Source organism: Streptomyces sp. NBC_01190 (genome assembly GCF_045039895.1).
In the GTDB taxonomy this organism is placed as follows: domain Bacteria; phylum Actinomycetota; class Actinomycetes; order Streptomycetales; family Streptomycetaceae; genus Actinacidiphila.
Map to the genome: position 1 here is coordinate 4,399,095 of NZ_CP108580.1, position 23,977 is coordinate 4,423,071.

At 72.7% G+C, this 23,977-nt stretch carries 17 protein-coding genes; 9 read left to right on the forward strand and 8 right to left on the reverse strand.

Annotated elements, in window-relative coordinates; all coding sequences use genetic code 11:
- The first annotated feature begins 179 nt into the window (after positions 1-179).
- The 3 genes from OG519_RS18325 (at position 180) to OG519_RS18335 (ending at position 2,945) form a co-directional block, all read left to right on the forward strand.
- The gene (locus OG519_RS18325) at positions 180-989 is read left to right on the forward strand and encodes an alpha/beta hydrolase (RefSeq protein WP_405584868.1); all 810 of its coding nucleotides are present in this window, start codon (positions 180-182) and stop codon (positions 987-989) included.
- Positions 986-1,792, forward strand: coding sequence for an SDR family NAD(P)-dependent oxidoreductase (locus OG519_RS18330; RefSeq protein ID WP_405584871.1), 807 nt, complete (start codon positions 986-988; stop codon positions 1,790-1,792). The genes OG519_RS18325 and OG519_RS18330 overlap by 4 nt, the downstream gene beginning before the upstream one ends.
- Positions 1,793-1,859: 67 nt before the next feature.
- Complete coding sequence (locus OG519_RS18335; protein ID WP_405584874.1) at positions 1,860-2,945, forward strand: alpha/beta fold hydrolase; 1,086 nt, start codon at positions 1,860-1,862, stop codon at positions 2,943-2,945.
- A 25-nt stretch (positions 2,946-2,970) separates the two neighbouring features.
- On the opposite strand, the gene OG519_RS18340 is transcribed toward OG519_RS18335, so the two are convergent.
- Entirely contained in the window at positions 2,971-5,808 is a 2,838-nt protein-coding gene (locus OG519_RS18340; RefSeq protein ID WP_405584877.1) for an AAA family ATPase, read from the reverse strand.
- Between the two features lie 83 nt (positions 5,809-5,891).
- The gene (locus OG519_RS18345; RefSeq protein ID WP_405584879.1) at positions 5,892-8,744 is read right to left on the reverse strand and encodes an AAA family ATPase; all 2,853 of its coding nucleotides are present in this window, start codon (positions 8,742-8,744) and stop codon (positions 5,892-5,894) included.
- Positions 8,745-9,009: 265 nt separating this feature from the next.
- Between OG519_RS18345 and OG519_RS18350 the strand changes: the two genes are divergently transcribed.
- Positions 9,010-11,169, forward strand: coding sequence for a cellulose binding domain-containing protein (locus OG519_RS18350; protein ID WP_405584881.1), 2,160 nt, complete (start codon positions 9,010-9,012; stop codon positions 11,167-11,169).
- A 148-nt stretch (positions 11,170-11,317) separates the two neighbouring features.
- Here OG519_RS18350 and OG519_RS18355 read toward each other — a convergent pair whose 3' ends face one another.
- Complete coding sequence (locus tag OG519_RS18355) at positions 11,318-12,736, reverse strand: glycoside hydrolase family 16 protein (protein WP_405584884.1); 1,419 nt, start codon at positions 12,734-12,736, stop codon at positions 11,318-11,320.
- 268 nt (positions 12,737-13,004) lie between these two features.
- Here OG519_RS18355 and OG519_RS18360 point away from each other — a divergent pair, with 268 nt between their 5' ends.
- Positions 13,005-13,439 carry an NUDIX domain-containing protein gene (locus OG519_RS18360; RefSeq protein ID WP_405584887.1) on the forward strand — a complete coding sequence of 145 codons (435 nt, stop codon included), beginning with the start codon at positions 13,005-13,007 and terminating at the stop codon, positions 13,437-13,439.
- 24 nt (positions 13,440-13,463) lie between these two features.
- Here the strand turns inward: OG519_RS18360 and OG519_RS18365 are convergent, their stop codons facing one another.
- Together OG519_RS18365 and OG519_RS18370 are read right to left on the reverse strand one after the other, a co-directional pair.
- The gene (locus tag OG519_RS18365; RefSeq protein WP_405584890.1) at positions 13,464-14,108 is read right to left on the reverse strand and encodes a dihydrofolate reductase family protein; all 645 of its coding nucleotides are present in this window, start codon (positions 14,106-14,108) and stop codon (positions 13,464-13,466) included.
- A 262-nt stretch (positions 14,109-14,370) separates the two neighbouring features.
- Positions 14,371-15,273 (reverse strand): aldo/keto reductase, encoded by a 903-nt coding sequence (locus OG519_RS18370; protein ID WP_405584893.1) that lies wholly within the window; start codon positions 15,271-15,273, stop codon positions 14,371-14,373.
- Positions 15,274-15,361: 88 nt separating this feature from the next.
- On the opposite strand from OG519_RS18370, the gene OG519_RS18375 reads away from it, so the two are divergent.
- Positions 15,362-16,069: a TetR/AcrR family transcriptional regulator gene (locus OG519_RS18375; protein ID WP_405584895.1), complete on the forward strand. Its 708-nt coding sequence runs from the start codon at positions 15,362-15,364 to the stop codon at positions 16,067-16,069.
- A gap of 243 nt (positions 16,070-16,312) precedes the next feature.
- Here the strand turns inward: OG519_RS18375 and OG519_RS18380 are convergent, their stop codons facing one another.
- The 3 genes from OG519_RS18380 to OG519_RS18390 form a co-directional block, all read right to left on the reverse strand.
- Positions 16,313-18,007: an alpha-amylase family protein gene (locus OG519_RS18380; protein ID WP_405584898.1), complete on the reverse strand. Its 1,695-nt coding sequence runs from the start codon at positions 18,005-18,007 to the stop codon at positions 16,313-16,315.
- Between the two features lie 196 nt (positions 18,008-18,203).
- Positions 18,204-19,922 carry an alpha-glucosidase gene (locus OG519_RS18385; protein WP_405584901.1) on the reverse strand — a complete coding sequence of 573 codons (1,719 nt, stop codon included), beginning with the start codon at positions 19,920-19,922 and terminating at the stop codon, positions 18,204-18,206.
- A 212-nt stretch (positions 19,923-20,134) separates the two neighbouring features.
- Positions 20,135-20,731: a TetR/AcrR family transcriptional regulator gene (locus OG519_RS18390; RefSeq protein WP_405584904.1), complete on the reverse strand. Its 597-nt coding sequence runs from the start codon at positions 20,729-20,731 to the stop codon at positions 20,135-20,137.
- A 63-nt stretch (positions 20,732-20,794) separates the two neighbouring features.
- Here OG519_RS18390 and OG519_RS18395 point away from each other — a divergent pair, with 63 nt between their 5' ends.
- The 3 genes from OG519_RS18395 (at position 20,795) to OG519_RS18405 (ending at position 23,957) form a co-directional block, all read left to right on the forward strand.
- A complete protein-coding gene (locus OG519_RS18395) occupies positions 20,795-21,700 on the forward strand; it encodes an SDR family oxidoreductase (protein WP_405584907.1) in 906 nt (301 codons plus the stop codon).
- Between the two features lie 272 nt (positions 21,701-21,972).
- Complete coding sequence (locus tag OG519_RS18400; protein WP_405584910.1) at positions 21,973-22,773, forward strand: hypothetical protein; 801 nt, start codon at positions 21,973-21,975, stop codon at positions 22,771-22,773.
- 647 nt (positions 22,774-23,420) lie between these two features.
- Positions 23,421-23,957 (forward strand): DinB family protein, encoded by a 537-nt coding sequence (locus OG519_RS18405; protein WP_405584913.1) that lies wholly within the window; start codon positions 23,421-23,423, stop codon positions 23,955-23,957.
- Positions 23,958-23,977: the final 20 nt, after the last annotated feature.

The following is a 23,977-nucleotide window of genomic DNA, read 5'->3' on the forward strand; positions in this document are numbered from 1 at the left end:
GGCGGCGGGCGAGCGGGGGGCGCGATGACTGGGGTGTTTCCACGGTTCGAACGGGCCCGGCCGGGTGGTGTCCTGCTGGTGCGACCCACCGACCCGAGCTGACCCGCCCCGACCCGAGCCGCCTCGCCCTCACCCCGACCGAACCCGTACCCCCGATTCCCCCGCCCCGAAAGGCCCCCATGACCAGCCCGACCCCCGTCCTCTTCGTCCACGGCCTCTGGCTGCACAGCGCGTCCTGGCAGCCGTGGATCGACCTCTTCCGCGGCGAAGGCTATGAACCCTCCGCCCCCGGCTGGCCCGGCGATCCCGACACCGTCGACGAGGCGCGGCAGAACCCGGAGAGCATCGCCGACCACGGCATCGACGACGTCGTCGACCACTACGCGGCGATCATCCGCGGCATGGACACGCTGCCGATCCTCATCGGGCACTCCTTCGGCGGCATGATCGCCCAGAAGCTGCTCGGCCAGGACCTGGCCGCGGCCGCCGTGGCGATCGACGCGGCCCAGATCAAGGGGGTCCTGCCGCTGCCGCTTTCCGCCCTCCGCTCGACGCTGCCGGTGTTCAAGAACCCGGCGAACCGGCACCGCGCCGTGTCCCTGACCGCCGAGCAGTTCCGCTTCGCGTTCGGCAACGCGCTGACCGAGCAGGAGTCCGACGCGCTGTACGAGCGGTGGACCATCCCCGCGCCGGGCAAGCCGCTGTTCGAGGCCGCCGCCGCCAACTTCAACCCGCACTCGCCGGCGAAGGTCGACACCGCCAACCCGGGGCGCGGGCCGCTGCTGCTGATGTCCGGCGGCAAGGACCACACCGTCCCCGAGAGCGTCACCCGCGCCACGCTGGCGCAGTACCGGCACTCCGGGGCCGTCACCGAGTTCATGACCTTCCCGGACCGCGGGCACTCGCTGACGATCGACGGCGGCTGGCGCGAGGTCGCCGACGCGGCACTCGGCTGGCTGCGGCGGCAGAGCCTGGAGACGGCCAAGTGACCGCGCCCGCCGACGATCACGGCCTGGCCGGTCAGCGCGCCGTGGTCACCGGCGCCGGCCGGGGCATCGGCCTGGCGGTCACCGAGGGCCTGCTGGCGGCGGGCGCCCGCGTCGTCGCCGGGACGACGAAGCGTACGGAGGCACTCGACGACCTGGTCGAGCGGGGCGCGGCACTGACCGTCGTGGAGGTCGACCTGGCCACCACCGACGGCCCGGGCACGCTCGTCGCCGCGGCGGCCGACCTGCACGGCGGGCTCGACGTCCTGGTGAACAACGTCGGCGCGGTACGGCCGCGGGTCGACGGCTTCCTGGCCACGACCGACGCGGACTGGGAGTGGACGCTGACCATCAACCTCATGGCCGCCGTCCGGGCCACCCGCAGCGCCCTGCCGCACCTGATCGCCACGGGCGACGGCCGTATCGTCACCGTCTCCTCCGTCAACGCCCGGCTTCCCGACCCGCTGGTCATCGACTACGGCGCCGCGAAGGCGGCCCTGTCCAACTTCTGCAAAGCGCTGTCCAAGCAGGTGGGCCCGCAGGGCGTACGCGTCAACTCGGTCAGCCCCGGCCCCGTAGAGACCTCGCTGTGGAAGGGCGCGGGCGGGGTCGCGGCGACCGTGGGGGCCGGCCTGGGCCTCGACCCGAGCGCCGTCGCCGACCAGGCCGCGGCCGCGGCGGTCACCGGGCGCTTCACCCTGCCCGCCGAAGTGGCCGACCTGGTCGTGTTCCTGGCCGGCCGGCGTTCGGGCAACATCACCGGCGCCGACTTCGTCATCGACGGCGGCATGACCGACGCCCTCTGATCGTCGCGGCGAGGCGCCGTCCGCCCCGCCGACCGTCCGTCACCCCCCACCGATCCTGGAGCACCGAGTGAGCTTTCCCCTGCCCGGAGACCGCCGGCCCGGAAACCGTCAGCCCCGCCTCCGCGGAGACCGCCGGCCCGCGAACCCCCGTCCGCCCCGCAACCGCAAGCTACTCGGCGCCGCCCTCGCCGTCGCCGTCGTCGCGGGCGCGACCACGATCACCGCCGCCGCGCCCCCCGCGCCCTCTGCCGCGACCGCCTCCCCCGCCTCGGCCTCCTCCGCCGGCGAGCAGCTCCCCGCCGGTTTCCGCGAGCACAAAGCCCGCGTCGCCGGCATCGGCCTGCACTACGTCATCGGCGGCCACGGACCGACGCTGCTGCTCATCCACGGCTACCCGCAGACATGGTACGAGTGGCACGGCATCATGCCCGCGCTCGCCCGGCATTACACGGTCATCGCCCCCGATCTGCCCGGCGCCGGACAGAGCGACGCCCCGCCCGCCGGCTACGACAAGAAGACGATGGCCACCGAGTTGCACGCGCTGCTCGCGTCCATCGGCAAGGACCGGGACGTACGGATCGTCGGCCACGACATCGGCACGATGGTCGCCTACTCGTACGCCGCCCAGTACCCGGCCACCGTCACCAAGCTCGTCCTGAGCGAGGCGCCCATCCCGGACCCGAGCATCTACACGATCCCCTCGCTGACCGCCAAGGGACCCGGCGTCTGGAACTTCGGGTTCTTCAACCTGACCTCCGGCCTGCCGGAGAACATGATCAAGGGTCGCGAGGTCGCCTGGACCGCCGGCTTCATCGGCGGGTTCGAGGGCGTCAAGGGCGCGGTGAGCGCGGCCGACATCCGGGTGTTCGCCCACTACCTGCGCGACCCCGCCCATCTGGCGGCGAGCCTGGCCTGGTTCCGCGTGTTCCCCCAGGACATCCGCGACGACGCCCGCTTCCAGCGCACCCCGCTGCGGATGCCGGTCCTCGCCATCGGCGCCTCGGGCAGCCTCGGCGCGTCCGAGGGCGACCAGGCCGAGCGGTACGCCTCGGACGTGACCGGCGTCGTCATCCCCGACTCCGGCCACTGGATCTACGAGGAGCACCCCGACGAACTGACCGCCCTGCTGCTCGACTTCCTCGGCCGCCGCTGAACCGGTCCCGGCGCCCCGCGAAAACTCACCCCTCGTCGTCCAGCACGGAGCGCAACTGCCGCCGAGAGGTGATGTCCAGCTTCCTGAACACCTTGTTGAGGTGATATTCGACGGTCGACCGGGTGATGAACAGCCGGGCCGCGATCTCGGCGTTGGTCGACCCGCTCACGGCCAGTCCGGCGATCCGCCGCTCCTGCGGGGTCAGATCGTGCTCGGTGCGTACGGTCCGCTTCCGGGCGCGCTCGCCGGTGGCAAGCAGCTCGACCCGGGCGCGGTCGGCGAAGGCGGCCGCGCCCATCCCCGCGAACATCTCGTGCGCGGTGCGCAGTTCGACCCGGGCGTCAGCGCGGCGCCGGCGCCGGCGCAGCCACTCGCCGTAGAGCAGCCGGGTCCGCGCCAGATCCGTTCGCACCCGTGTGCGGCCGAGCAGGGTCGCGGACTCCGCGAAGAACGCCTCGGCCTGGTCGTCGTCGGCCATCAGCGCCCGGCAGCGGGCCAGCAGCCCCAGCGCCCACGGCGTACCGGCCAGCGGCGCGCGCTCCTCAAGCCGTCGCAGCGCCTCCTTCGCCGTCCGGTGGTCGCCGCAGCGCACCGAGGCTTCGACCAGGTCCGGCAGGACGCGGGGCACGGCTCCGGCGCTGTCGTGGGCGAAGGCCACCCGCGCGTGGGCCGCGGCCTCGGCGTAGCGCCCGAGGGCGAGGTCCAGCACGGCCAGGCAGTTCCGGGCCCAGTCGCCCAGGCCACCGTGGCCGTGGCGCGTCGCCAGGTCGCGGAGCAGTACGTCCGCCGCCGCCCTGGCGCGTTCCTCCTGGCCGCTCCACGCCAGCATCTCGACCCGGAAGGCCAGGCCGGGCGACGGCTGTCCGACCACGGCCGCGAGGTCCTCCGCCTCGTCCAGACAGGCCGTGGCCGCGGCGAACCGGCCGGCCCGCAGCTCCCAGGTGGACCGGACCACCAGCGTGGACCGCAGCGCCCCCAAGGCGCCGATCCGGCGTTCGTGCGCCTCGACGAGCCTGGCGGCCTCGTCGCCGCCGGCGTCGTCCCAGACCTCCTCGGCCGCGTAGAGCGCGAGGGTCGCGGGGCGTACGCCGTGCTCGATCACCTCGCGGTCGCGGCCCATGGCGGCGAGCGCCGCCCGGAGCACCGGCACCGCCGCCGGGTAGCCGCTGCTCACCCGCAGGGCGAAGCCGCGCAGGAGGAGATCGACGCTGGTCGGCCGAGCCGGTCCCATCGCCGGCCCGATGTCCCGCCCCATGTCCCGCCCCGGGGTCGGCTCCGTGGTCGGCCTCGGGGTCGGCAGCGCCAGCACCGCCGCCGCGAACTCCGCGCGCGGCTCCGTGGCGTGGTCGCCGCACAACGTCGCCAGCAGCCCCTCCATGAGCATCGACCGGGTCAGCGCCGGGTCCGTGGCCGAGACCGTGCCGGCCGCGGCCAGCAGCCGCGACAGGACGCCGCCGATCCGCTCGAAGTAGATGTCGGTCGTCGCCCTGGTGTGCGCCGCCCGGGCCCGGCGGACCGGGTCGCCGGAGACCAGCAGCGGCTCGGCCCGCTCCAGCATGGCCCGCGCGGTGGCCGGGTCCCCGAGGACGAGGTGCGCCCGCGCGGCTTCGACCAGCCGGACCGCCCGGTCGGTGCCCGACAGCTCCGCCGCCCGCGCCAGAAAGGCGGCCTGCTCCGCGTAGCCGCCCCGGGCCCTGGCCAGTTCGGACGCCCGGTCGAGTTCGCCGGCCACCTCGTCGTCCAGCCCGATCGTCGCCTCGCCGCGGTGCCACGCCCGGCGTTCGGGGCTGCGGACCGGATCGCTGACCGCGGCGAGCGCGGCGTGGACGCGGCGGCGCTCGGCGGGATCGGCGCCGCCGTAGACGGCCGACCGGATCAGCGGATGCCGGAACCCGGCGAGGCGGCCGCGGGTGAGCACGCCCGCCGATATCGCCGCGTCAGCGGCCTTGGCGGGGACGCCGAGTTCCCCGGCGGCGCGCCACAGGAGCGGCGCGTCGTCCGGCGGCGCCGCCGACAGCAGCACCAGGAAGGCCCTGGTCTCCGCGGGGAGGTCCCGGACCAGCTTCCCGAAGTGGTTCTCCAGCCGGGCCCCGACCGGCAGCGGCTCGAGCAGCGGGGCCGTCCCCGCCAGATGGGCCGGGCTGAGCGCGTCGGCGGTCTCGATCAGCGCCAGGGGATTCCCGCCGGTCTCGGCGACGATCCGCGCGGCCACCGCCGGATCCAGCCGTCCCGGCACGTTCCGTCCCAGCAGCTCGTGCGCGTCGGCGTCGGTCAGGCCGCGGACCGGCAGCGTGGCGAACCCTTCGAACGCAGCGGAGGCCGGGAGCCTGTCCCGGCCGGCGACGACGAGGCCGACCGCCTCGGCGCCCAGCCGGCGGCCGACGAAGGCCAGCGCGTCGCGGGACTCGCGGTCGAGCCACTGCACATCGTCGACCAGACACAGCAGCGGGTGCGCCGCGGTCGCGTCGGACAGCAGCGTCAGGGCCGCCATGCCGACGAGGTAGCGGTCGGCCCGCGGTGCGGCGAGCAGCCCGAACGCCGAGGCGAGGGCCGCGCGTTGCGGAGCCGGCAGCGCGTCGAGGCCGCCGAGGAACGGCCGCAGTAGGCGGTGCAGGGCGGCGAAGCCCAGCCGCGCCTCGGACTCGGCCCCGGCGGCGCGGACGACGCGCAGGTCCTTCGACGCCTCGGCGAGGTGGTCGAGCAGCCTGGTCTTGCCGATGCCGGCCTCGCCGCCGAGCACCAGCGCCGAACTCATGCCGTCGCGGACGCCCGCCACCACGTCGGTCAGGACCCGCAGCTCTTCGTGTCGACCGGTGAGCGGGACCCGGCGGGTACGGGTGCCGGCCGGCGCGTTTGCGGCCATCCCGCCCAGGTAAACACCTGGACGCCTGGGGGACCCTGGGGACGATCCCTAGTCCGCCGGCCGGCCAACCGGCTGGTTGCCGGCTAGTCCGCCGGTCGGCGCGGCTCCGGCCGCTGAGCCCGCAGCGCGTCCCCCAACTGGCGGCGGGACGCTATGCCCAGCTTCGGGTAGATGTTCGACAAGTGGTATTCCACGGTCTTCTGGCTGACGTACAGCTCCGCCGCCGCCTCCTGGTTCGTCCGGCCCCCGGCGATGAGGTACGCCACCGACAACTCCCGCTCGGTGAGGGCGAGTACGCGGCTGCCGGTCCGCGCCGGGGCGGTGAGCCCGATCGCCGCCAGATCCGCGTCGCAGCGCTCCAGAAACGGCGTCGCCCGCAGCGCGCCGAACCGGTCGTGGGCCGATTTGAACCACCGCGCCGCCTCGCGCCGGGAGCCTGAGTTGGTCGCCACGAGGAGCCTGCCGTAGCTGTGTTCCAGCATCGCGCGGAACAGCGGAGCCGTCGCACCGCCCTCGTCCGCCGTCTCCGCGACGGCTCGCGCGTAGATCGCCAGCGCGTCGCGCGGCCGGCCCTGGGCCTCGGCCAGTTGGCCGCTGAGCCGGGCCAGCACCACCCCCAGGTAACCCGTCCCGTCGTAGCCCTGCCGGAAATCATCGAGCGCGCCGGCGGCGGCGGCCAACTGCCCTGTCCCGGTGAGCGCTTCGACCAGCAGCGACTGCTGCCACAGCCAGAACGGCTTGAACCGCGGGCGGATCCGCGGGCCGTCGCGGTGGGCCACGCGCTCGGTCAGCGGCTCGAGCGACCTCAGCACGGCGGCGTGGTCGGCCCGGGCCTGGGCCAGCACCGCCCGGGCGAGCCCGGCGTAGACGGTCTCCGCCGGCGGCGACCCCAGCGCCTCGGTGATCCGGGTCAGTGCGTCGACATGGCCCTGGGCGGCGTCCCACTGTCCACGGCCGGCCTCGACGCACACGGCCGCGAACCAGGTGGCCGCGTCCCCGAGCACATGGTCCTGGATCGCGGCGATCGCCAGTGCCCGGTCCGTCGCGGACTCGCCGGCGTTCCAGTCGCCCGCCAGATACTCCGTGATCGCCAGCAGCGACAGGGACAGATGGCTGAGTTTCGACCCGGCGCCCTGCTGGTCACGGTGCGCCACCGTGGCCAGGTCGGCGCGCGCCGCCGGGAGCCGGCCCAGGAACAGGTGCATGACTCCGCGCGTGGCCAGCGTCGAGAGCTGGTGGTCGGCCGCCTCGGCGGCCTCGGCCGGCAGGTGCGCCACGTCGAGCAGCGCGGCGCGGGGCCCCTGGTCCCACATCCGGCCGGTGGCCAGCACCGCGCGGGTGAAGTCGGACGTGGCGGGATCGAGGTCGCCGATGGCCAGCGTCTTGCCGGCGATGTCCACCGTCTCGGCGCCGCGGCAGTGCCGGATGGTGATGACGGTCAGAAACGTACCGGCCAGGAGCGCGACCCAGCTCGCGTCCGGGTCGGCGAGCGCCTGGTGCCAGGCCTCGGTGAGCCGCTCCTCGGCCGCGGCGAACCGGCCGTCGAGCAGGTCCATGACGCCGAGGACGCAAGCGCGCAGGGTGCCGGGCGCGCACTCCTCGACCTGCGTCCTGAGCTTCGCGGCCGCCACCGGCTGAAGAGTGAGCAGCGACTGGGCGCAGGCCGTCATCAGGCGCCGTTCGCGGTCCGCGCGCTCGTCGGACAGCGACGAGGCCCACAGCAGCCGCGTGGCCGCCAGGGCGTTGCGGCCGATGACCGCCTCGGCCCGCGCGGACCGCTCCAGTTCGGCGGCCAGGCCCGGATCGGCGGACGTGGCCGCGGCGACCCGGTGCGCCCAGGCCGCGGCCGTCCCGGCCACCTCGGCGGCGGCGGCGTGGAGGGTGCGGCGGTGTACGGGGTCGATCGCCTCGTAGACCGCGTCCCGTTGCAGGGCGTGCGGCATGGCGACGGGGCTCTGGGATTCGGTCGGCCACCACTGCGCCAGCCCGGCGGCCAGCGCCGGTCCGAGGGCCCGGGCCGGGTCCGGGAGCGCGGCGACCCGCGCGACGGTCGTCAGGGGAAGCCGGGCGTCCAGCACCGCCATCGCCTCCAGGAGGGCGACGGAATCGGGCGGGAGCCGGTCGAGCAGCGTCCTGATCCCCACCCGGAGCGTGCGGGGGACCGGCCACCGCTCGGCCGCCTCGTCCCGCAGCGTGTGGGCCGGCACCTCCGCCAGGACCGTACGGAGATAGAGGGGATGGCCCTTGGTGTAGTCGTGCAGGCGCCGGACCAGGCCGGGCGCCGCAGGCGCGTCGAGCAGCCGCCGGACCATCGACTCCACGTCGGCCGCGTCGAGTCCGCCGACCTCCACCCGCATCGCCCGGTCCAGGGACCGGACCAGCCGGTCGAGGGTCTCGGCGGTGCGCTCCGCGTCCGACCTCGCCAGCAGTACGGTCAGCACCCGGTCCGCCCACAGCCGGCGCAGCACGAATCCCAGCACCTGGAGGGAGAGCGGATCGGCCCAGTGCACGTCATCCACGACGATCGCGACCGGGCCCCGGGACTCCTGGAGCGCGCCGAGCAGCAGCAGCAACTGCCCGCCGATGGCGTACGGCGACACCCCGACCGCGCTCACCGGTGCCAGCAGCGGGAAATCGGCCAGCACATCGCGGTCCACGCGCCGCGTCAACTGGCCGAGGACACCGCCGGGAAGGTCGGTCTCCGAAGGGTCGCCGGTGGCCCACAGGACGGTGAAGTCCGCGAGCGGGGCTGTCACTTGGCGTACGAGAGCGGTCTTGCCGATGCCGGCCTCGCCCTCGACGACGGCCAGCCACGCCTCGCCGTCGCGCACCTTGGCCGCACAGGCGGCGAGCTGGTCGGACTCGCGACGGCGCCCGACGAAGACCTCGCCGCGGCCGTCCGCGGCAGCGCCCGCCGCGCTGGTGGCCACGCTCATGGCCCGAGTCTTCCAGGGACGGTGCGTCCGTGCGGGCGGGGCGGGTGCGAGCTTGATCACTCCGTCGGCCGGCCAGGTGGGTTGGACCTTGCCGCTGAGACGTGCCCGACGCGACCTGCCCGACGTGGCCGCCGCGTCGGCGGCGTGTGCGGAGCATTGACAGTGCGGCCGGTCGCCCGCATGGTGGGAGCGCTCCCATAGCCATGGAGCCCCAGCGCGTACGCGGACACTTCCCCCCATCCCGCCGCTCGAAGGTGAGAACGCCGTGCGTCTCCTCCTCCCCCCACGCCTCACCGGTTCCCCTGGCTCTGGTTCCGCCGCCCCCTCGCGCGGCCGGTCCTTACGACGGCGCCGGCGTCTTCTCGCGGGCGCCTCGGCCGCCGCGGTCCTGGGCGCCCTGCTGGTCGGTGGCACGTCCGCGCGGGCCGCGGGGCCGTCCCCCAGCCCGGCCCCCACCACGGCGGCCGCCGCCGATGCCGATGTGACGGTCAACGCCAACGAGGGCCTGGGCACGATCCCGGGTACGGCGTACGGCCTGAACAGCGCGGTATGGGACGCGCAGATGAACGTTCCCCAGGTGCAGGACCTGCTCAAGGCCGCCGATATCGGCATGCTGCGTTATCCCGGCGGCTCCTACGGCGACATCTACCACTGGCAGACCAACTCCGCGCCGGGCGGCTACGTCGCGCCCGGCACGGACTTCGACGCGTTCATGGGCACGGTGCGCACGATCGGGGCCCAGCCGATCCTCATCGCCAACTACGGCTCGGGCACGCCGCAGGAGGCCGCGGACTGGGTGCGGTACGCCAACATCACCAAGGGGTACGGGGCGAAGTACTGGGAGGTGGGCAACGAGCTCTACGGCAACGGGCACTACGGCTCCGGCTGGGAGCACGACGACCACCCGGACACCTCACCCGCCGCGTACGCGGCCAGCGTGCTCCAGTACGTGTCGGCGATGAAGGCGGTGGACCCGTCGGTCAAGGTCGGCGCCGTCCTCACCATGCCGGGCAACTGGCCGGACGGGGTGATGGCGGGCGCCGAGACCGCCGACTGGAACCACACCGTGATCCCGCTGATCGCGGGCAGGGCCGACTTCGTGATCGTGCACTGGTACCCGACCAGCCAGGACACCGCGCACATGCTCGCCACCCCCAACCAGCTCAGCGGCGAACTCGCCCAGCTCCACGACGAGTTGGCCGCGGCCGGCGCCGGTGACACCCCGGTCGCCCTCACCGAGGTCAACGGCGGCACCGGCGTGGACACCCAGCCCAACGCCCTCTTCGGCGCCGACGCCTACCTCACCGCCCTGCAGAACGGGGTGTTCACCGTCGACTGGTGGGACACCCACAACGGCGCCCAGCAGATCTCCACCTCGCCCGACGGCGCCACCGACTACGGCGACTGGGGCATCCTCTCCAGCGCCGGCTGTGTCGGCTCGGTGTGCGAACCGCCGCTGAACACGCCGTTCCCGGCGTACCACGCGATCAGGATGCTGAGCCAGCTCGGCCGCCCCGGCGACGTGCTGGCCGGCTCGGGCAGCAGCAGCGCCACGGTGGCCGTCCACGCCGTGCACCGCGCGAACGGTGATCTGAGCGTCCTGCTGATCAACAAGGACCCCGCCGCCGCGCGGACCGTCACACTGCACTACGCCGGCTTCACCCCCGACACCTCGGCGCCGATGACCGTGGCCACCTACCGCGACCAGGCCGACGCGATCACCACCGCCACCCCGGCGTACAGCGCGGACCAGACCCTGCCGCCCTACTCGCTGACCACCCTCACCCTGCACCCCAAGGCCGCAACGGGATCGGCCCTGTCCGCGCCCGGCGCCCCGAAGGTGACCGCGGCCGGCGACACCACCGCCACCGTGAGCTGGACCCCGTCCACCGGGGGCCCGGCCACCCGCTACGAGGTCTACCGGCAGGCCGGCACCACCAGCGAACTGCTCACCGACACCACCGGCACCTCCGCCACCGTCCACAACCTCACCCCCGGCTCCACCTCCACCTGGAACGTGCTGGCCCGCGACGCCAACGGCCGGCTGTCAGCGCCCTCCGACCCGGTCACCGTACGCACCGGCACACCCGCCGCCTCAACCTGCCAGGTCGCCTACCGGACCACCGCCGGCTGGGGCAACGGCTTCAACGCCTCCGTGACAGTCACCAACACCGGCCCGAACCCCATCACCGGCTGGACCCTCGCCTTCACCTTCCCCAGCGCCGGCGAAACCGTCAGCGGCTTCTGGAACTCGACCATCGTGCAACACGACCAGCAGGTCGTGGCCACCCCGGTCGACTGGAACACCACCCTCGCCGCAGGCGGCGGCAACTCAGCGTCCATCGGATTCACCGGTGCCAACGACGGCGCCGCACCGCCGCCGACCGCCTTCACCCTCAACGGCACGGTGTGCACCACCACCTGACCGAGCCGGCCTGACCGACGTTCTCCCTCCGCCGCCGTCCTCCCCCCGGCGCCGACCGCTCGTCCGGATCGGGCGCGCGTGCGTCGGGGGGAGCCGGCCGGTCAGGTCACTGGTCAGGCCAGGCCAGGCCAGGTCAGGTCGGGTCGGGTCAGCTCTGGGTGTAGGTGTAGTGCGGGGAGTCGTACTGGGGGCCGTTCTTCTCGTAGGTGAACCAATAGGTGAGAACCGAGCCGGCGGTCAGGGAGCCGACGCTCTGGGTCCACGTACCACCGTTGTTGGCCATCCGGAAGTTCTGCTGGTTGGCGCCGTTGACCAGGTAGTGCACATCGACGTAGGCCGCGGCGGTGGTCGGCGTGAAGCTGATCCGCGCGTGGGTGGCGTCGACGCGGGTGACGCCCGCGGTGAAGTCGGAGGTGGTGGTGCCGCCCGTGGTGCCCCCGGTGGTGGTGCCGCCGGTGGTCGTACCCCCGGTGGTCGTGCCGGTCGTGGTTCCGCCGGTGGTCGTGCCGCCCGTGGTGGTGCCGGTGGTGGTGCCGCCGCTGCCGCCGGTCGTCTGGTAGACCGCGAACCAGTCGACGCTCATGCCCGCGCCGGAGCTGATGTCGGCCGAGGGCGAGGTGCAGCCACAGACCTTGTTGGGGTACGAGCCGCCGATCGCCACGTCGAAGATGGCGAAGAAGCCGTGGTCGACGGCGGCCTGCCAGGTGGCGGTCGAGACCTGGTTCTCGCTGACGGAGTAGGTCAGGCTGCCGTCGAGGTAGAACCGCAACTGCTCCGCCGACGTGTTGGTGCGGTCCACGATCACCGAGTACGTGTGGAAGCCGGTCTGGCAGCCGGCGCACGCCTGGAGGCCGCTGCTGATGCCGTCCGGGTCGTGGCACTCCCCGGCCCAGACCCCGCAGTGGAAGGTGGTGGAGTGCTGGCTCAGCGCGTTGACGTCCTCCATGATGTCCAGCTCGCCGATGCCCGGCCAGTTGGTGGCCCCGACCGGTCGGGCCGCCGCGCCCATCGCCCAGAAGGCGGGCCAGTAGCCCAGTCCGTGCTGGGGATTGGGCTGCTGGAGCGACGCGCTGATCTGCAACTGCCCGCCGGCCGGTGCCGCGAAGTCGGTCCGCTGGGTTTCGATCCGGCCCGAAGTCCACTGCCCTGCGGCGTTCTTGACGGGCTTGATCACGAGGTGCCCCGCGCCGTCCTGATAGACGTTCGTGGTCGAGTCGGTGGCTGTCTCGAGCTCGCCGGTACCCCAGTTCCCGGCGGCGCCGGGATAGTTGTAGCCGGTGCCTAGGTCGTAGAGCCAGTTGGCGCGGTTGAGTCCGGTGCCGGAGGCGCCGTTGAAATCGTCGCTGAAGACGGTGGTCCACCCGGTGGGGGGCGCCGCCGCGGCCACCGCCTCCGAGCCACCGGAGACCGCCAGGGTCAAGGCGCCCACGATCAGCAGCAGCAGGGCACTGGCGATGGCGAGCGGCCCGCGCAGCGCGCGGCGGTGGCCCGGATGGTGACGGTGGCTGCGCCCGCGGCGGTGGGCGGGGCGGAAGGGGCTGTCGGGCGCGGCATCGGACGACGGCATGGGTTTCACGGCGGATCCTGACCTTTCTACGGGTGCGCGGGATCGTGGTGAGGCCGGACACGGCGCGGAGACAGGTACGCGCGCACCAGGGTGGGGGGCTGCCTCGTTGCGCCGTGCTTTTCTGAGAGCGCTCTCGCTTGGATCGAACCGAGTGTTGATCCATGCCGTGTCCACGTCAACCCATCGCGCACGGGAGGCTACCGCCTGGTGACCGAGGGCTCGGCCGTTCACTCTCGCGGGGAGCGCGGACGCACTATCGTCGGCGGGCATGAAGGTCCGACGCAACGTTCGCGCGGTTCTGCTCGAAGGCGACCACCTGATATTCCTGCGCCGGGGATGGCCGGGTATCCCCTCCTTCTACACGACCGTCGGCGGGGGCGTCGAAGCTGATGACGCGGACCTCGAAGCGGCCCTGCGCCGCGAGGTCATGGAGGAGATCGGCGCCACCATCGGCCCGGCCACCGAGTTCCTGACTCTGACCGAACCGGGCGAGCGGGTCACCGTCGTCCAGCACTACTTCCGCGCCGACGTGCTGGACCTGGACGTGAGCCGCCGCGGCGGCCCCGAGCTGGATGATCCCGATCTCGGCGACTTCACCCCCATCCGCGTCCCGCTGCACGCCCCGGCACTGACCGCGCTCGACCTCCAACCCCCCGAGCTGGCGGCTTACTTACGGACCCACGCCCACTCCTGGCGCCCTTGACAGCCGGCGCTCTGAGGGCCGGGCTCAGGCGTCGGGCGCGACGCCGCGATCGGGTGCGGTCATGTCCCCCGTGCCCGGGGTGCCGTCGGCGAGGCCGTAGCGCAGGAACACGGTGCCCTTCTGGCTGGCCGCGGGTGGTTCGAGGAGGGTGAGGTTCGTGGGGACCTCGCCGCCGTCGAAGACCTTCTTGCCGACGCCGAGCACGATCGGGTGCAGCCAGAGGTCGAGGCGGTCGAAGAGCTTCTCGCGCAGCAGGGACTGGACGAAGTCCAGGCTGCCGACGACCTTCACGTGCTCGTGCCGGTCGCGGATCTCGCGCACCGCGGCGGCCAGATCCGGGCCGAGCAGCGTGGACCCGGCCCATGAGAGATCCGGCTCGCCGCGGGAGGCCACGTACTTCGGGACGCTGTTGAAGAGCGTGGCGATCCCGGCGTCCGCGCCATCCTTCTGGTGCGGCCAGTAGGCGGCGAAGATGTCGTACGTCCGCCGGCCGAGCAGCAGCGCGTCCGTGCCCTCGTACGCGGCGCCGACCTGCGCCCCGGCGACCTCGTCGATCAGCGGCGCCTGCCAGCCGCCGAACGGGAACCCCGCCGGGTCCTCCTCGGGACCGCCGGGCGCCTGCCCGACAAGGTCGAGGGTCGCGAACATCTCGATGTGGATGAGGCCCATGCCGTACTCCCGCTGCGTTGGTTGTCCTGTTTCAGACGGTAGACCCGCGGGCGCCCCCGAACTCATCGCTCCGCCGGCACCCGGCATTCACCACTTGCCGACCGCCGAGCAGCCCGCGGCCCATCAGTCGAAGGCCGGCGGGTCGACCTGAGCCGGACCGGCCGCCTCGCCCGTGTTCGGCCCGAGCCCGCCGAACAACCGCACCACGGCGACCCGTACGGACTGCCACGGCCGACCGCCGGGCGCGCAGCCGGCCGGGGGCTCAGCGTCCGCGCTCCGTCAGGGAACCGAGCGCGTCGAGGGTGGACTGGTGCGGGCGGCCGAGGGCGGCTTTCGATTCGTCGACCAGGCCGGTCAGGCGGGCCACCTCGGCGTCGGTCAGGTTCTCGGCGACCTCGGCCGCGGCGACGTTGGCGCGCAGGTGATCGGGGTTCTTCGTGCCGGGGATGACGACCACGGCGGGGGAGCGGCGCAGCAGCCATGCCAGCGCCACCTGAGCCGGCGTGACACCGAGCCGCTCCGCCGGGCCCGTCAGCTCGTCGTAGCTGCTGAGCTGTCCCGAGGCCAGCGGGTAGTAGGGGACGAACGTGATCCCCTGCGCCTCGCAGTCGGCGAGGACCTGGACGCCGCTGCGGTCGAGCAGGTTGAAGCGGTTCTGCACGGCGCTGATCGGCGCCATCTTCTGCGCGCGGGCCAGCATCTCCGGCGACGCGCCGGACAGGCCGATGCGGCGGACCAGCCCCTGGTCGCGCAGCTCGACGAGCACGCCGAGCGAGTCCTCCAGCGGCACCTCGCTCGGCGGTCCCGGATAGTCACCTCCGAGCCGCAGGTACGTCAACTCGCTTGCCTCCGTGCCCAGGTCGGCCAGCGCCTCGTGGACCTGCCGGCGGACCGTGTCCGGGCGGTCGGTGATGATCCACGACCCGCCCGGGCCGCGCCCGGCACCCACCTTGTTGCCGACGATCACTCCCTCCGGGAACGGCCGGAGCGCCTCCCCGATGAGGCGGTTCACCGTACGCGGCCCGTACGCGTTCGCGGTGTCGAAGAACGTGACTCCCAGCTCGACCGCCAGGCGCAGCACCCGCCGCGCCGACTCGAGGTCGTCCGGCAGTCCCCATACGTTCGGCCCGGCGAGCTGCATGGCGCCGTATCCGACACGGTTCACTGGCTTCTCCCTCGATGTATCGCTGCCACGCCAATCCGCGTAGCACTGCACGAATCAGTGATACGCCGAATGCCGTAGCATTGCAACCGTGGACGACGCGAAGACCCGCACCCGGCAGCAGATCCTTGAGGTGGCGGCCGACCTCCTGGAACGGGAGGGCGCCCAGGCGGTCTCCACCCGTTCGGTCGCCGCGGCGGCCGGTATTCGCGCCGCCTCCCTCTACCAGCTCTTCGGCGACAAGGACGGCCTCCTCGCGGCCCTGGCCATCCACGCCTTCGACATCTACCTGGCCGAGAAGCACACGCTGGCGCACACCGACGACCCGGTGGACGACATGCGCCGCGGCTGGGAGATCCATGTCGACTTCGGCCTGCGCCACCCCGCGTTCTACCTGCTGATGTTCGGCACCGACCGCCCGGGCCGGCGGCCGTCCGCCGCCGACGAGGCCAACGAGCTCCTGCTCAAGTTCCTCGACCGCGCCGCCGCCGCGGGCCGCCTCCGGGTCCCGCCCGCGCTCGCCGCGCGCCTCACCCTGGCCGCGGTCACCGGCGTCACCCTGACGCTCATCGGCACGCCCGCCGAGGACCGCGACCCGGAGATCTCCGGAAGGATGCGCGACACCCTCATCGCCTCCCTCACCACCGACCGGCCCCCGCCCCCGACCGCGGACCCCGACCTCGCCTCCCGGGCCCTCGCCCTCGATGCGGCCCTCACCACCGCGGACCAGGCCGCCCTCCCCTTGCGCCCACCCGAGACCGCCCTCCTCCACGACTGGCTCCACCGCCTCGCCCACTGACCCGGCCGATCACCCCGCGTCTACGGCGCGGCCCCGATCCCCCAGCCGCTCCCGTCCCCCTCCACCGAACCGCCCGGAGCCCCACGCTGTACCGCTGTGCGTGGCGCGCATCTGGTGAGAGTGGCCCGGGTAGGGATTCCCGAGAGCCGGGCGACGGCAGTGGGCCCGCCCAGGGTGTGTGGGCCGGAAGGTCCGCCGCCCACCGCAACGGGGGCCCGGCCGCGCCCCCGTTGCGGTGTCCCCTCAGACCGCGGTCGTACGGTCCGGGTCGTCCAGGGGTGTGTTCACCCGCAGCCAGCGGTACCCGTACGGCTCCAGGTCGACCTCGACACGGCCGCCGGCGGCCGACTTGACGGCGGCGCGGGTGAAGAGGTCGGTGAGCAGCCGGCCGCCCTTGAGTCCCGGGACCGTCGTGGTCACGGCAACCGGCCGGTCGGAGAAGTTGTGCAGCGCCAGCACCGCTCCTTCCGGTACCGAGCTGACGTGGGCCAGCACGCCGGGGTCGCCGGCGTCGAGGATCTCGTAGGCGCCCCAGGCCAGTTCGGGCGCCTCGCGGTAGCGCTCGACCATCGTCCGCATCCGGCCGAGCCGCGAGTCGGGGTCGTGCGCCTGGTCGTGCACGTTGACCCGCTTCGGACCGAAGGCGCCCGCCACCACCGGGTTGGGCAGGGCGCCGGCGTCCGCGGTGGAGAAGCCGCCGCCCTTGTCGGACGTCCACTGCATCGGGGTGCGCACGGCCTGCCGGCCCTCGGCGGCGAGGTTCTCGCCCATCCCGATCTCCTCGCCGTAGAAGAGCACGGGGGTTCCGGGCAGGGTGAAGAGCAGGCTGTAGGCCAACTCCACCCGGCGCGGGTCGCCGTCGACCATCGGCGGCAGCCGGCGGCGCAGACCGCGCCCGTAGAGCTGCATGTCCTTGTCGGGGCCGAAGGCCGCGAACACCTCGGCGCGTTCGTCCTCGTCGAGCTTGTCGAGCGTCAGCTCGTCGTGGTTGCGGACGAAGGTCGCCCAGTGCGCGTCGCGGGGCGCCGCGGGGCGGTCCCGCAGGGCGGCGGCCAGCGGCGCGGCCTCGCCGCGGGCCATCGACAGGTACATCCGCTGCATGCCGATGAAGTCGAAGCACATGGTCAGTTCGTCGCCCCGGGTGGATTCCGGGTCGCCGAAGAACTTCGCGGTGTCGGGGTAAGGCAGATTGACCTCGCCCAGCAGCACCGCGTCACCACAGCGGCGCCCGAGGAAGGCCCGCAGGTCGGCGAGGTACTCATGCGGGTCGGGCAGTTGGTCCGCGTCGGCCTGGCCGGCCGTCTCCAGCAGGAACGGGACCGCGTCGACGCGGAAGCCGGACAGCCCGAGCTGCGTCCAGAAGCCCATGATGCGGGCTATCTCGTCGCGCACCGCGGGGTTGGCGATGTCGAGGTCGGGCTGCTGCTTGTAGAAGCGGTGCAGGTAGTACTGGTCGGTGGCCTCGTCGTACTCCCACACGCTCTGTTCGGCGTCGGGGAAGACCACGCCCTTGGGGCCGTCCTCGGGCGGTGTGTCGCACCAGACGTACCAGTCGCGGTGCGCGGAGGTACGGCTGGAGCGGGCGTCCAGGAACCACGGGTGGTGGTCGGAGGTGTGGTTGACCACCAGGTCGGCGATGACCCGGATCCCCCGGTCACGGGCGGTCCGTACGAACTCGGTGAAGTCGCCGAGCGTGCCGAGCCGCGGGTCGACGGCGTAGAAGTCGGTGATGTCGTAGCCGTCGTCGCGCTCCCGGGTCGGATAGAAGGGCATCAGCCACACGCAGGTGACGCCCAGGCGCACGAGGTGGTCGATCCGCTGGGTCAGGCCCGCGAAGTCGCCGATGCCGTCGCCGTTGCTGTCCTGGTACGTCTCCACGTCCAGGCAGTACACGACGGCGTTCTTCCACCACAGGTCCGAGGTGCGGGTCAGTCTCATCGGGCACACTCCGCTGATGAGACATGGCATCCGTAGGCGGTCATGACGTCCGCGTACCCGCTGCCACCGGGATCATCGGGATGTGACCGGGATCGGTGGCGGGTACGGGGTCGGTTCGCAGATACGGGATCGGTGCCGGGGACGCGGATGGGCGAGGGGGATGCGGGATCGGCGGCGGTGACGAGCCCCGTGACGGTCACCGGGTCAGCCGGCGCACCACCGCCTCCCACGGCGCGAGAGCGAGGCGGCCGGTCACCGCCGCGGCGGACGGCCCGTTGCCCAGGACGAGTTCGGCTCCCTCCCAGCCGGCCGGCAGCTCCGCGGTGACCGTGTCGCCGGTGAAGTTGCCGGCGACCAGCAGGGTCGTGCCGCCGTACGCGCGGGTGAACGCGTAGACGCGCTCGTCGTCCGGCAGCAGCATCGTGAAGTCGCCGTGTACGACCGCCGGTTCGCTGTGCCGCAGCGCGATCAGCCGGCGGTAGTGGTGGTAGACGGAATCGGGGTTCGCGCGGGCGGCGGCGGCATTGACCTCGGTGTGGTCGGGGTTGACCGGCAGCCAGGGGGTGCCCGTGGTGAATCCGGCCTGCGGCGAGGCGTCCCACTGCATGGGGGTCCGGGCGTTGTCCCGGCCCATCGCCCGCAGCCCGGGCAGGACATCCTCGGGCCTCGCCCCCGCGCGCAGCGCCTCCGCGTAGTGGTTCAGGGACTCGATGTCCCGGAAGTCCTCGATGGAGCGCAAGGGCGCGTTGGCCATGGCCAGTTCCTCGCCCTGGTAGATGTAGGGAGTACCCCGGTGCAGGTGGAGCACGGTGGCCAGCATGGTCGCGGAGCGCGTGCGGTACCGAGGGCTGTCGTCGCCGAACCGCGAGACCACCCGGGGCTGGTCGTGGTTGTTCCAGTACAGGCTGTTCCACCCGACGTCCGCGAGACCGGTCTGCCAACGGCCCAGGGAGGCCTTGAGGTCGGTCAGCCGCAGCGGGCGCGGGTCGAACTTGTCGCGGCCGTGGTCGAGTCCGACGTGCTCGAACTGGAAGACCATGTCGAGTTCGGCGCGGCGCGGATCGGTGAACAGCCGCGCCTGCTCGACGGTCACCCCCGGCATCTCCCCGACGGTGAGCAGCCGTTCGGGATAGTGGGCCATCACCTCGCGGTGCATCTCCTGGAGGTACTCGTGTATGCGCGGTCCGCAGACGAAGTGGGGCGAGCCGTCGCCGTACAGACCGTCGCCGCGCAGCACCCCGTCGGGCAGCGCCGGGTCCTTGGAGATGAGGTTGATGACGTCCATCCGGAAGCCGTCCACGCCCCGGTCCAGCCACCAGCGCATCATGGCGTGGACGGCCTGTCGTACGTCCGGGTTCTCCCAGTTGAGGTCCGGCTGCTTCGGCGAGAAGAGGTGAAGGTAGTAGGCGTCGCTCGCGGAGTCGCGCGCCCAGGCGGAACCCGTGAAGAACGAGCCCCAGTTGTTGGGCTCGCGGCCGTCGCGCGGTGGGCGCCACCAGTACCAGTCCCGCTTGGGGCTGCCCGGGTCGCGCGACTCCTGGAACCAGGGGTGCTCGTCGGAGGTGTGGTTGACGACCAGGTCCATGACCAGTTTCATGCCCCGTTCGTGTACCGCGGCCAGCAGGCGGTCGAAAGCCGCCAGGTCTCCGAAGACGGGGTCGATGTCCTGGTAGTCGCTGATGTCGTAACCGTTGTCGGACTGCGGCGACGGGTAGACGGGGGACAGCCAGAGCACGTCGACGCCCAGGCCCGCGATGTGGTCCAGCCGGCCGGTGAGGCCGGCCAGGTCGCCTATGCCGTCGCCGTCGGAGTCCGCGAAGCTCCGGGGGTAGACCTGATAAACGACTGCGGACCGCCACCACTCCTGGCCGGGCCGCGTCTGCCGGCCGGGCCGCGCCGCACTGTCGGCAGCCATCGGCGGCCTCCTCTCACCTCGGACATCCCAAACGACAGGCCCCGTACGGAAAGTGCTCCTGACGGTCGTCCGACCGGAGCGGTGCCCGCTGATGAACCACTGCTCGCATTTCGGCGGCGGAACCGCGGGACGGGGGACCGGTGTCAGTGACCGGGCCTGTGCCAAGGCGTGCACCGGGCGCCGGAGCCTTCCGCGACCTGAAGCTTCGTCGGTCAGCGCAGTTGGCCGAACGCCAGGTCGGCGTCGGCCACAGCCTCGGGGTGGACGTCGCGGGCGGTTCGACCGTCCGCGACCTTCTGCCAGTTGCTCCGCGCGAGCACCCGTTGGACCGCGAGTACCTGCGCGGCTCGCAGGCGTGCCTGGATGCCCTCACCGAGGGCGTCCGCCAGCGCCTCCTCGTCCTCGAGCTGGTAGCGGGTGAGCCGTCCCGCCAGACTCGGTGTGCTGAACACCAGCCGATGGAACGCCACCACCTCGGGGTGATCGTTGAGGCCGGTGACGGGGTCGTACCGATCGAGGCCGGCCCGGAAGTGCCCGTGCAGCGCCGCCACCGGACCGGCGCCGGGCTCGCGGCCACGTACGACACGTGCGGCCTCGCCCTGGTGGTCCGCGAACCGGTGCAGTACGAGATCTTCCTTGGTGGGGAAGTACCGGAAGAGCGTCGGCTTGGAGATCTCGGCCGCCGCCGCGATGTCGTTGACCGAAACGCGGTCGAAGCCGCGCGCCAGGAACAGCGAGACGGCCGCGTTGCCGATGGCTTCGCGCGTCCGCTCCTTCTTACGGGCCCGCAGTCCCGTCGGCTCGCTCACCGGGCTACCGTAACATTCATGACCGGGTTGCTTTTTTGACCGGGTAACGTTTTCATGGGCGGCATGCATCCGAAGGACATCTCCGCCGTGTCCCCCGCCTCCCCGGTGTCCCCCGTGCTCGTGACCGGGGCGACCGGCCGGATCGGCCGCCTCGTCATCGACCGACTCCTGGACGCGGGCGTGCCGGTCCGCTCCCTCACCCATCGCTCCGAGGCGGAGGTGACACTGCCGACGCGGGTCGAGGTCTTCACCGGCGACCTCACCGTGCCCGAGTCGCTCGACCCGGCGTTGAAGGGCGCCGGGGCGGTCTTCCTCGTCTGGACCGTCCCGCCCGATACCGCCGCGGCGGTCGTCGAGCGGCTGGCGGCCCACGTGCGGCGGGTCGTCTTCCTCTCCTCCCCGCACCAGACGCCCCACCCCTTCTTCCAGCGGCCCAATCCCATGGCGGTGCTGCACGCCGCCATCGAGCGGCTCATCGCGGCCGCCGGAATCGAGTCGACGATCATCCGGCCGGGGATGCTCGCGTCGAACTCGCTGGCCTGGTGGGCGCGTGCGATCCGGGCCGGCGAGGGTGTCCGCTGGCCTTACGGCGCGGCTGAGACGGCACCGGTCGACGACCGCGACGTCGCGGCCGTCGCGGCGCGGACGCTCTGTCAGGACCGCCACGCCGGAGGGGACTACGTCCTGACCGGCCCCGAGTCGCTGACCCAGGCCGCGCAGGTGGGCGTCATCGGTGACGCCCTGGGGCGCCGGATCGCCTTCGAGGAGATGACGCCGGACGAGTTCCGGCGCCTGTCGGAGGGCGCGGCGCCCAGCGCGGTCGTCGACATGCTGCTCGCCGCATGGAGCGCGGCGGTCGGACAGCCCGCCTACGTCACCACCGCCGTGGCCGACATCCTCGGGACGGCGCCGCACACCTTCCGCCAGTGGGCCGCCGACCACGCCACCACATTCGCCAAGGGTTCCTGACCTGACCGACGCGCCCCACCCCCCTGGGGTGAGGACCGGGCCGATCCGTGGCTGCCGTGCGACCCCCACCTGTGCCCCCGGGCGGCGGGCCAGGATCCTCCCGTGCCCGCGCACAGGGAAGTTGGCCGGCGGCCCGTGATTGCGGCAACCCCGGGCGACCGCAGGGTTAAGAGCTGGGTCGGGTCCACGAGGGGCACAACCCCCCGGGTGTCCCTCCGGTCTGGACCTCGTGAAGTGATCACCCGATTCATCGAGCGTGGGGAAACAACAGCATGCGCAGACGCGCCGCCACCGCCACCGCCACCGCCACCGCCGCCACCGCCTTCAGCGCCGTCCTCGCCGTAACCGCTCTCGCCGCACCGGCCACCGGGGCTCCCAAGATCGACTCGGGCACGAAGTTCTGGAACATCGACGTCAACCACAACCGCGACTACACCGTCAGCGTCGAGAGCACGCAGAAGAGGGTCTTCACGGTCGGTGCGACGGTCACCGACCCGTCCGGCGTCCGGAGCGTGTCGTACGAGCTGTGGCACGGAAAGAGCCGGGCGAGCGCGGACGGGCTCATGGTCGGGGCCGCCCACTGCGTGCCGCTCAACGAGACCGCCTCCTTCTGCGAGGCCCTCGTGACCGCCGACCCGAAGGTCAACCTCCGCAGCAACGCCCTCGCCGGGGTCTGGACCATCACCCCCGTCGCCGTCGACGGCGACGGCAATGTCACCCGGGGAAACGGCGCCTACCTCGCGCGCATCACGCGCCATACCTCCATGTCCCAGACCGTCGCCACGCCGCAGCCGGTGAAGAAGGGCGCGAACCTCACGGTCAAGGCCCGGATGACGGTGGCCAGTTGGGAGAAGCGCGCGGACGCGCCCCTCATCGGGCACCAGGTGCTGCTCCAGTACCGCAAGGGCACGAGTGGCCCCTTCGTCACGGTGAAGAAGATCAAGACCGACCGCAACGGCTGGGCCTCGGCCACCGTGAAGGCGACGGCGGACGGCGCTTACCGCTACAACTTCGCCGGCACGAGCCTCACCACGGCCACGATCGGGTGGGCCGACTTCGTCGATGTGAGGTGACCTGCGCGGTGGGCGGTCATGGGGGCCGACGGACCGGCCCCGGTCTCCCGCGTTCGTGCGGCTCGCACAGCCGAAGTTTGCCGAACGATCCTGAGGTGCTCCCGGACCGCGTGGCGCCCACGCCTCCCGGCAAGCGCCGTCCCCCGACGGGGGCGGCGCCGCAGCGTGGTTGCCGTACCCCGCTTGCCACCCGCCCCGACGCGAGAGGTTCCCGGATCGTCCCCGGGGGCCTCTCACCCGCTGTGCGTCCGGCAGCAACGCACGCTGCACAACGCACGGCAGCGCCGGATCGAACCGGCATGCCTGCTGCTTTGTCTGGGAGCCGAGTGGTGCGCCTCGCGTAACCGTAGTCTGTGCAAGGACAAGTTGGCGGGTGCCTTCGCAGCTTCGATGCCCTAAATGCCGCTTTCCCCCCAGCCGGTCCAGAGCACCCCGCCCCTCCAGAAAACCCGCAGGCCCGCCACCCCGCTCCCCGCCCCTGCGGGGATGGACCCGTGCGGATCAGCAGCACCGCGCCGGCGACCATCCGCTCCCCGCCCCCCGCGGGGATGGACCCGACGCCGTCCGCGAGCAGGCCGCCCACGCCCTCGGACCCCGGGCGCGTACAGAACTCGGCCAAGCCTGCTGACCGGTAAGGAGACCCCAGCGTGAGCGACATCGTGGTCCAGAAGATCGTCAGGCCTGAGCGCGCGGTATCGGGCTCCTGGCTGGAGGTGATCGCCTCGAATCTCGATTACCACCGAGCGACCTTCCTGTGGAAGTGCGAGGGTCTCTCGGACGCACAACTGCGGCTACGCCCCGTCCAGTCGTCGGCGTTGACCCTGCTGGGGCTCATGCGCCACCTACAGGGGGTCGAACGTGCCTGGTTCCAGCGGGCGTTGGCCGGCGCGACACCTCGCTTCTTCCCCTATCGGACCTACGCCACCGCCGACGGTGGCGAGTGGTACGACGAGTCGGACCCGGCGCCGGCCAAGGACGTCTACGCGGACTACCTGAAGGCGTGCGAGGAGTCGCGGCAGATATTCGCGACGGTGACCACAGACCTCGCGCGCATCGTGCCGAACCCGGAATTCGGTGACACCGATGTGCGGTTCGTCCTTGCGCACGTGATCGAGGAGTACGCCCGCCACGTCGGCCACGCGGACCTCCTCCGAGAGGCCATCGACGGTGCCGCGGGCGAATAGCCGACCGCCGCGCCCCACGG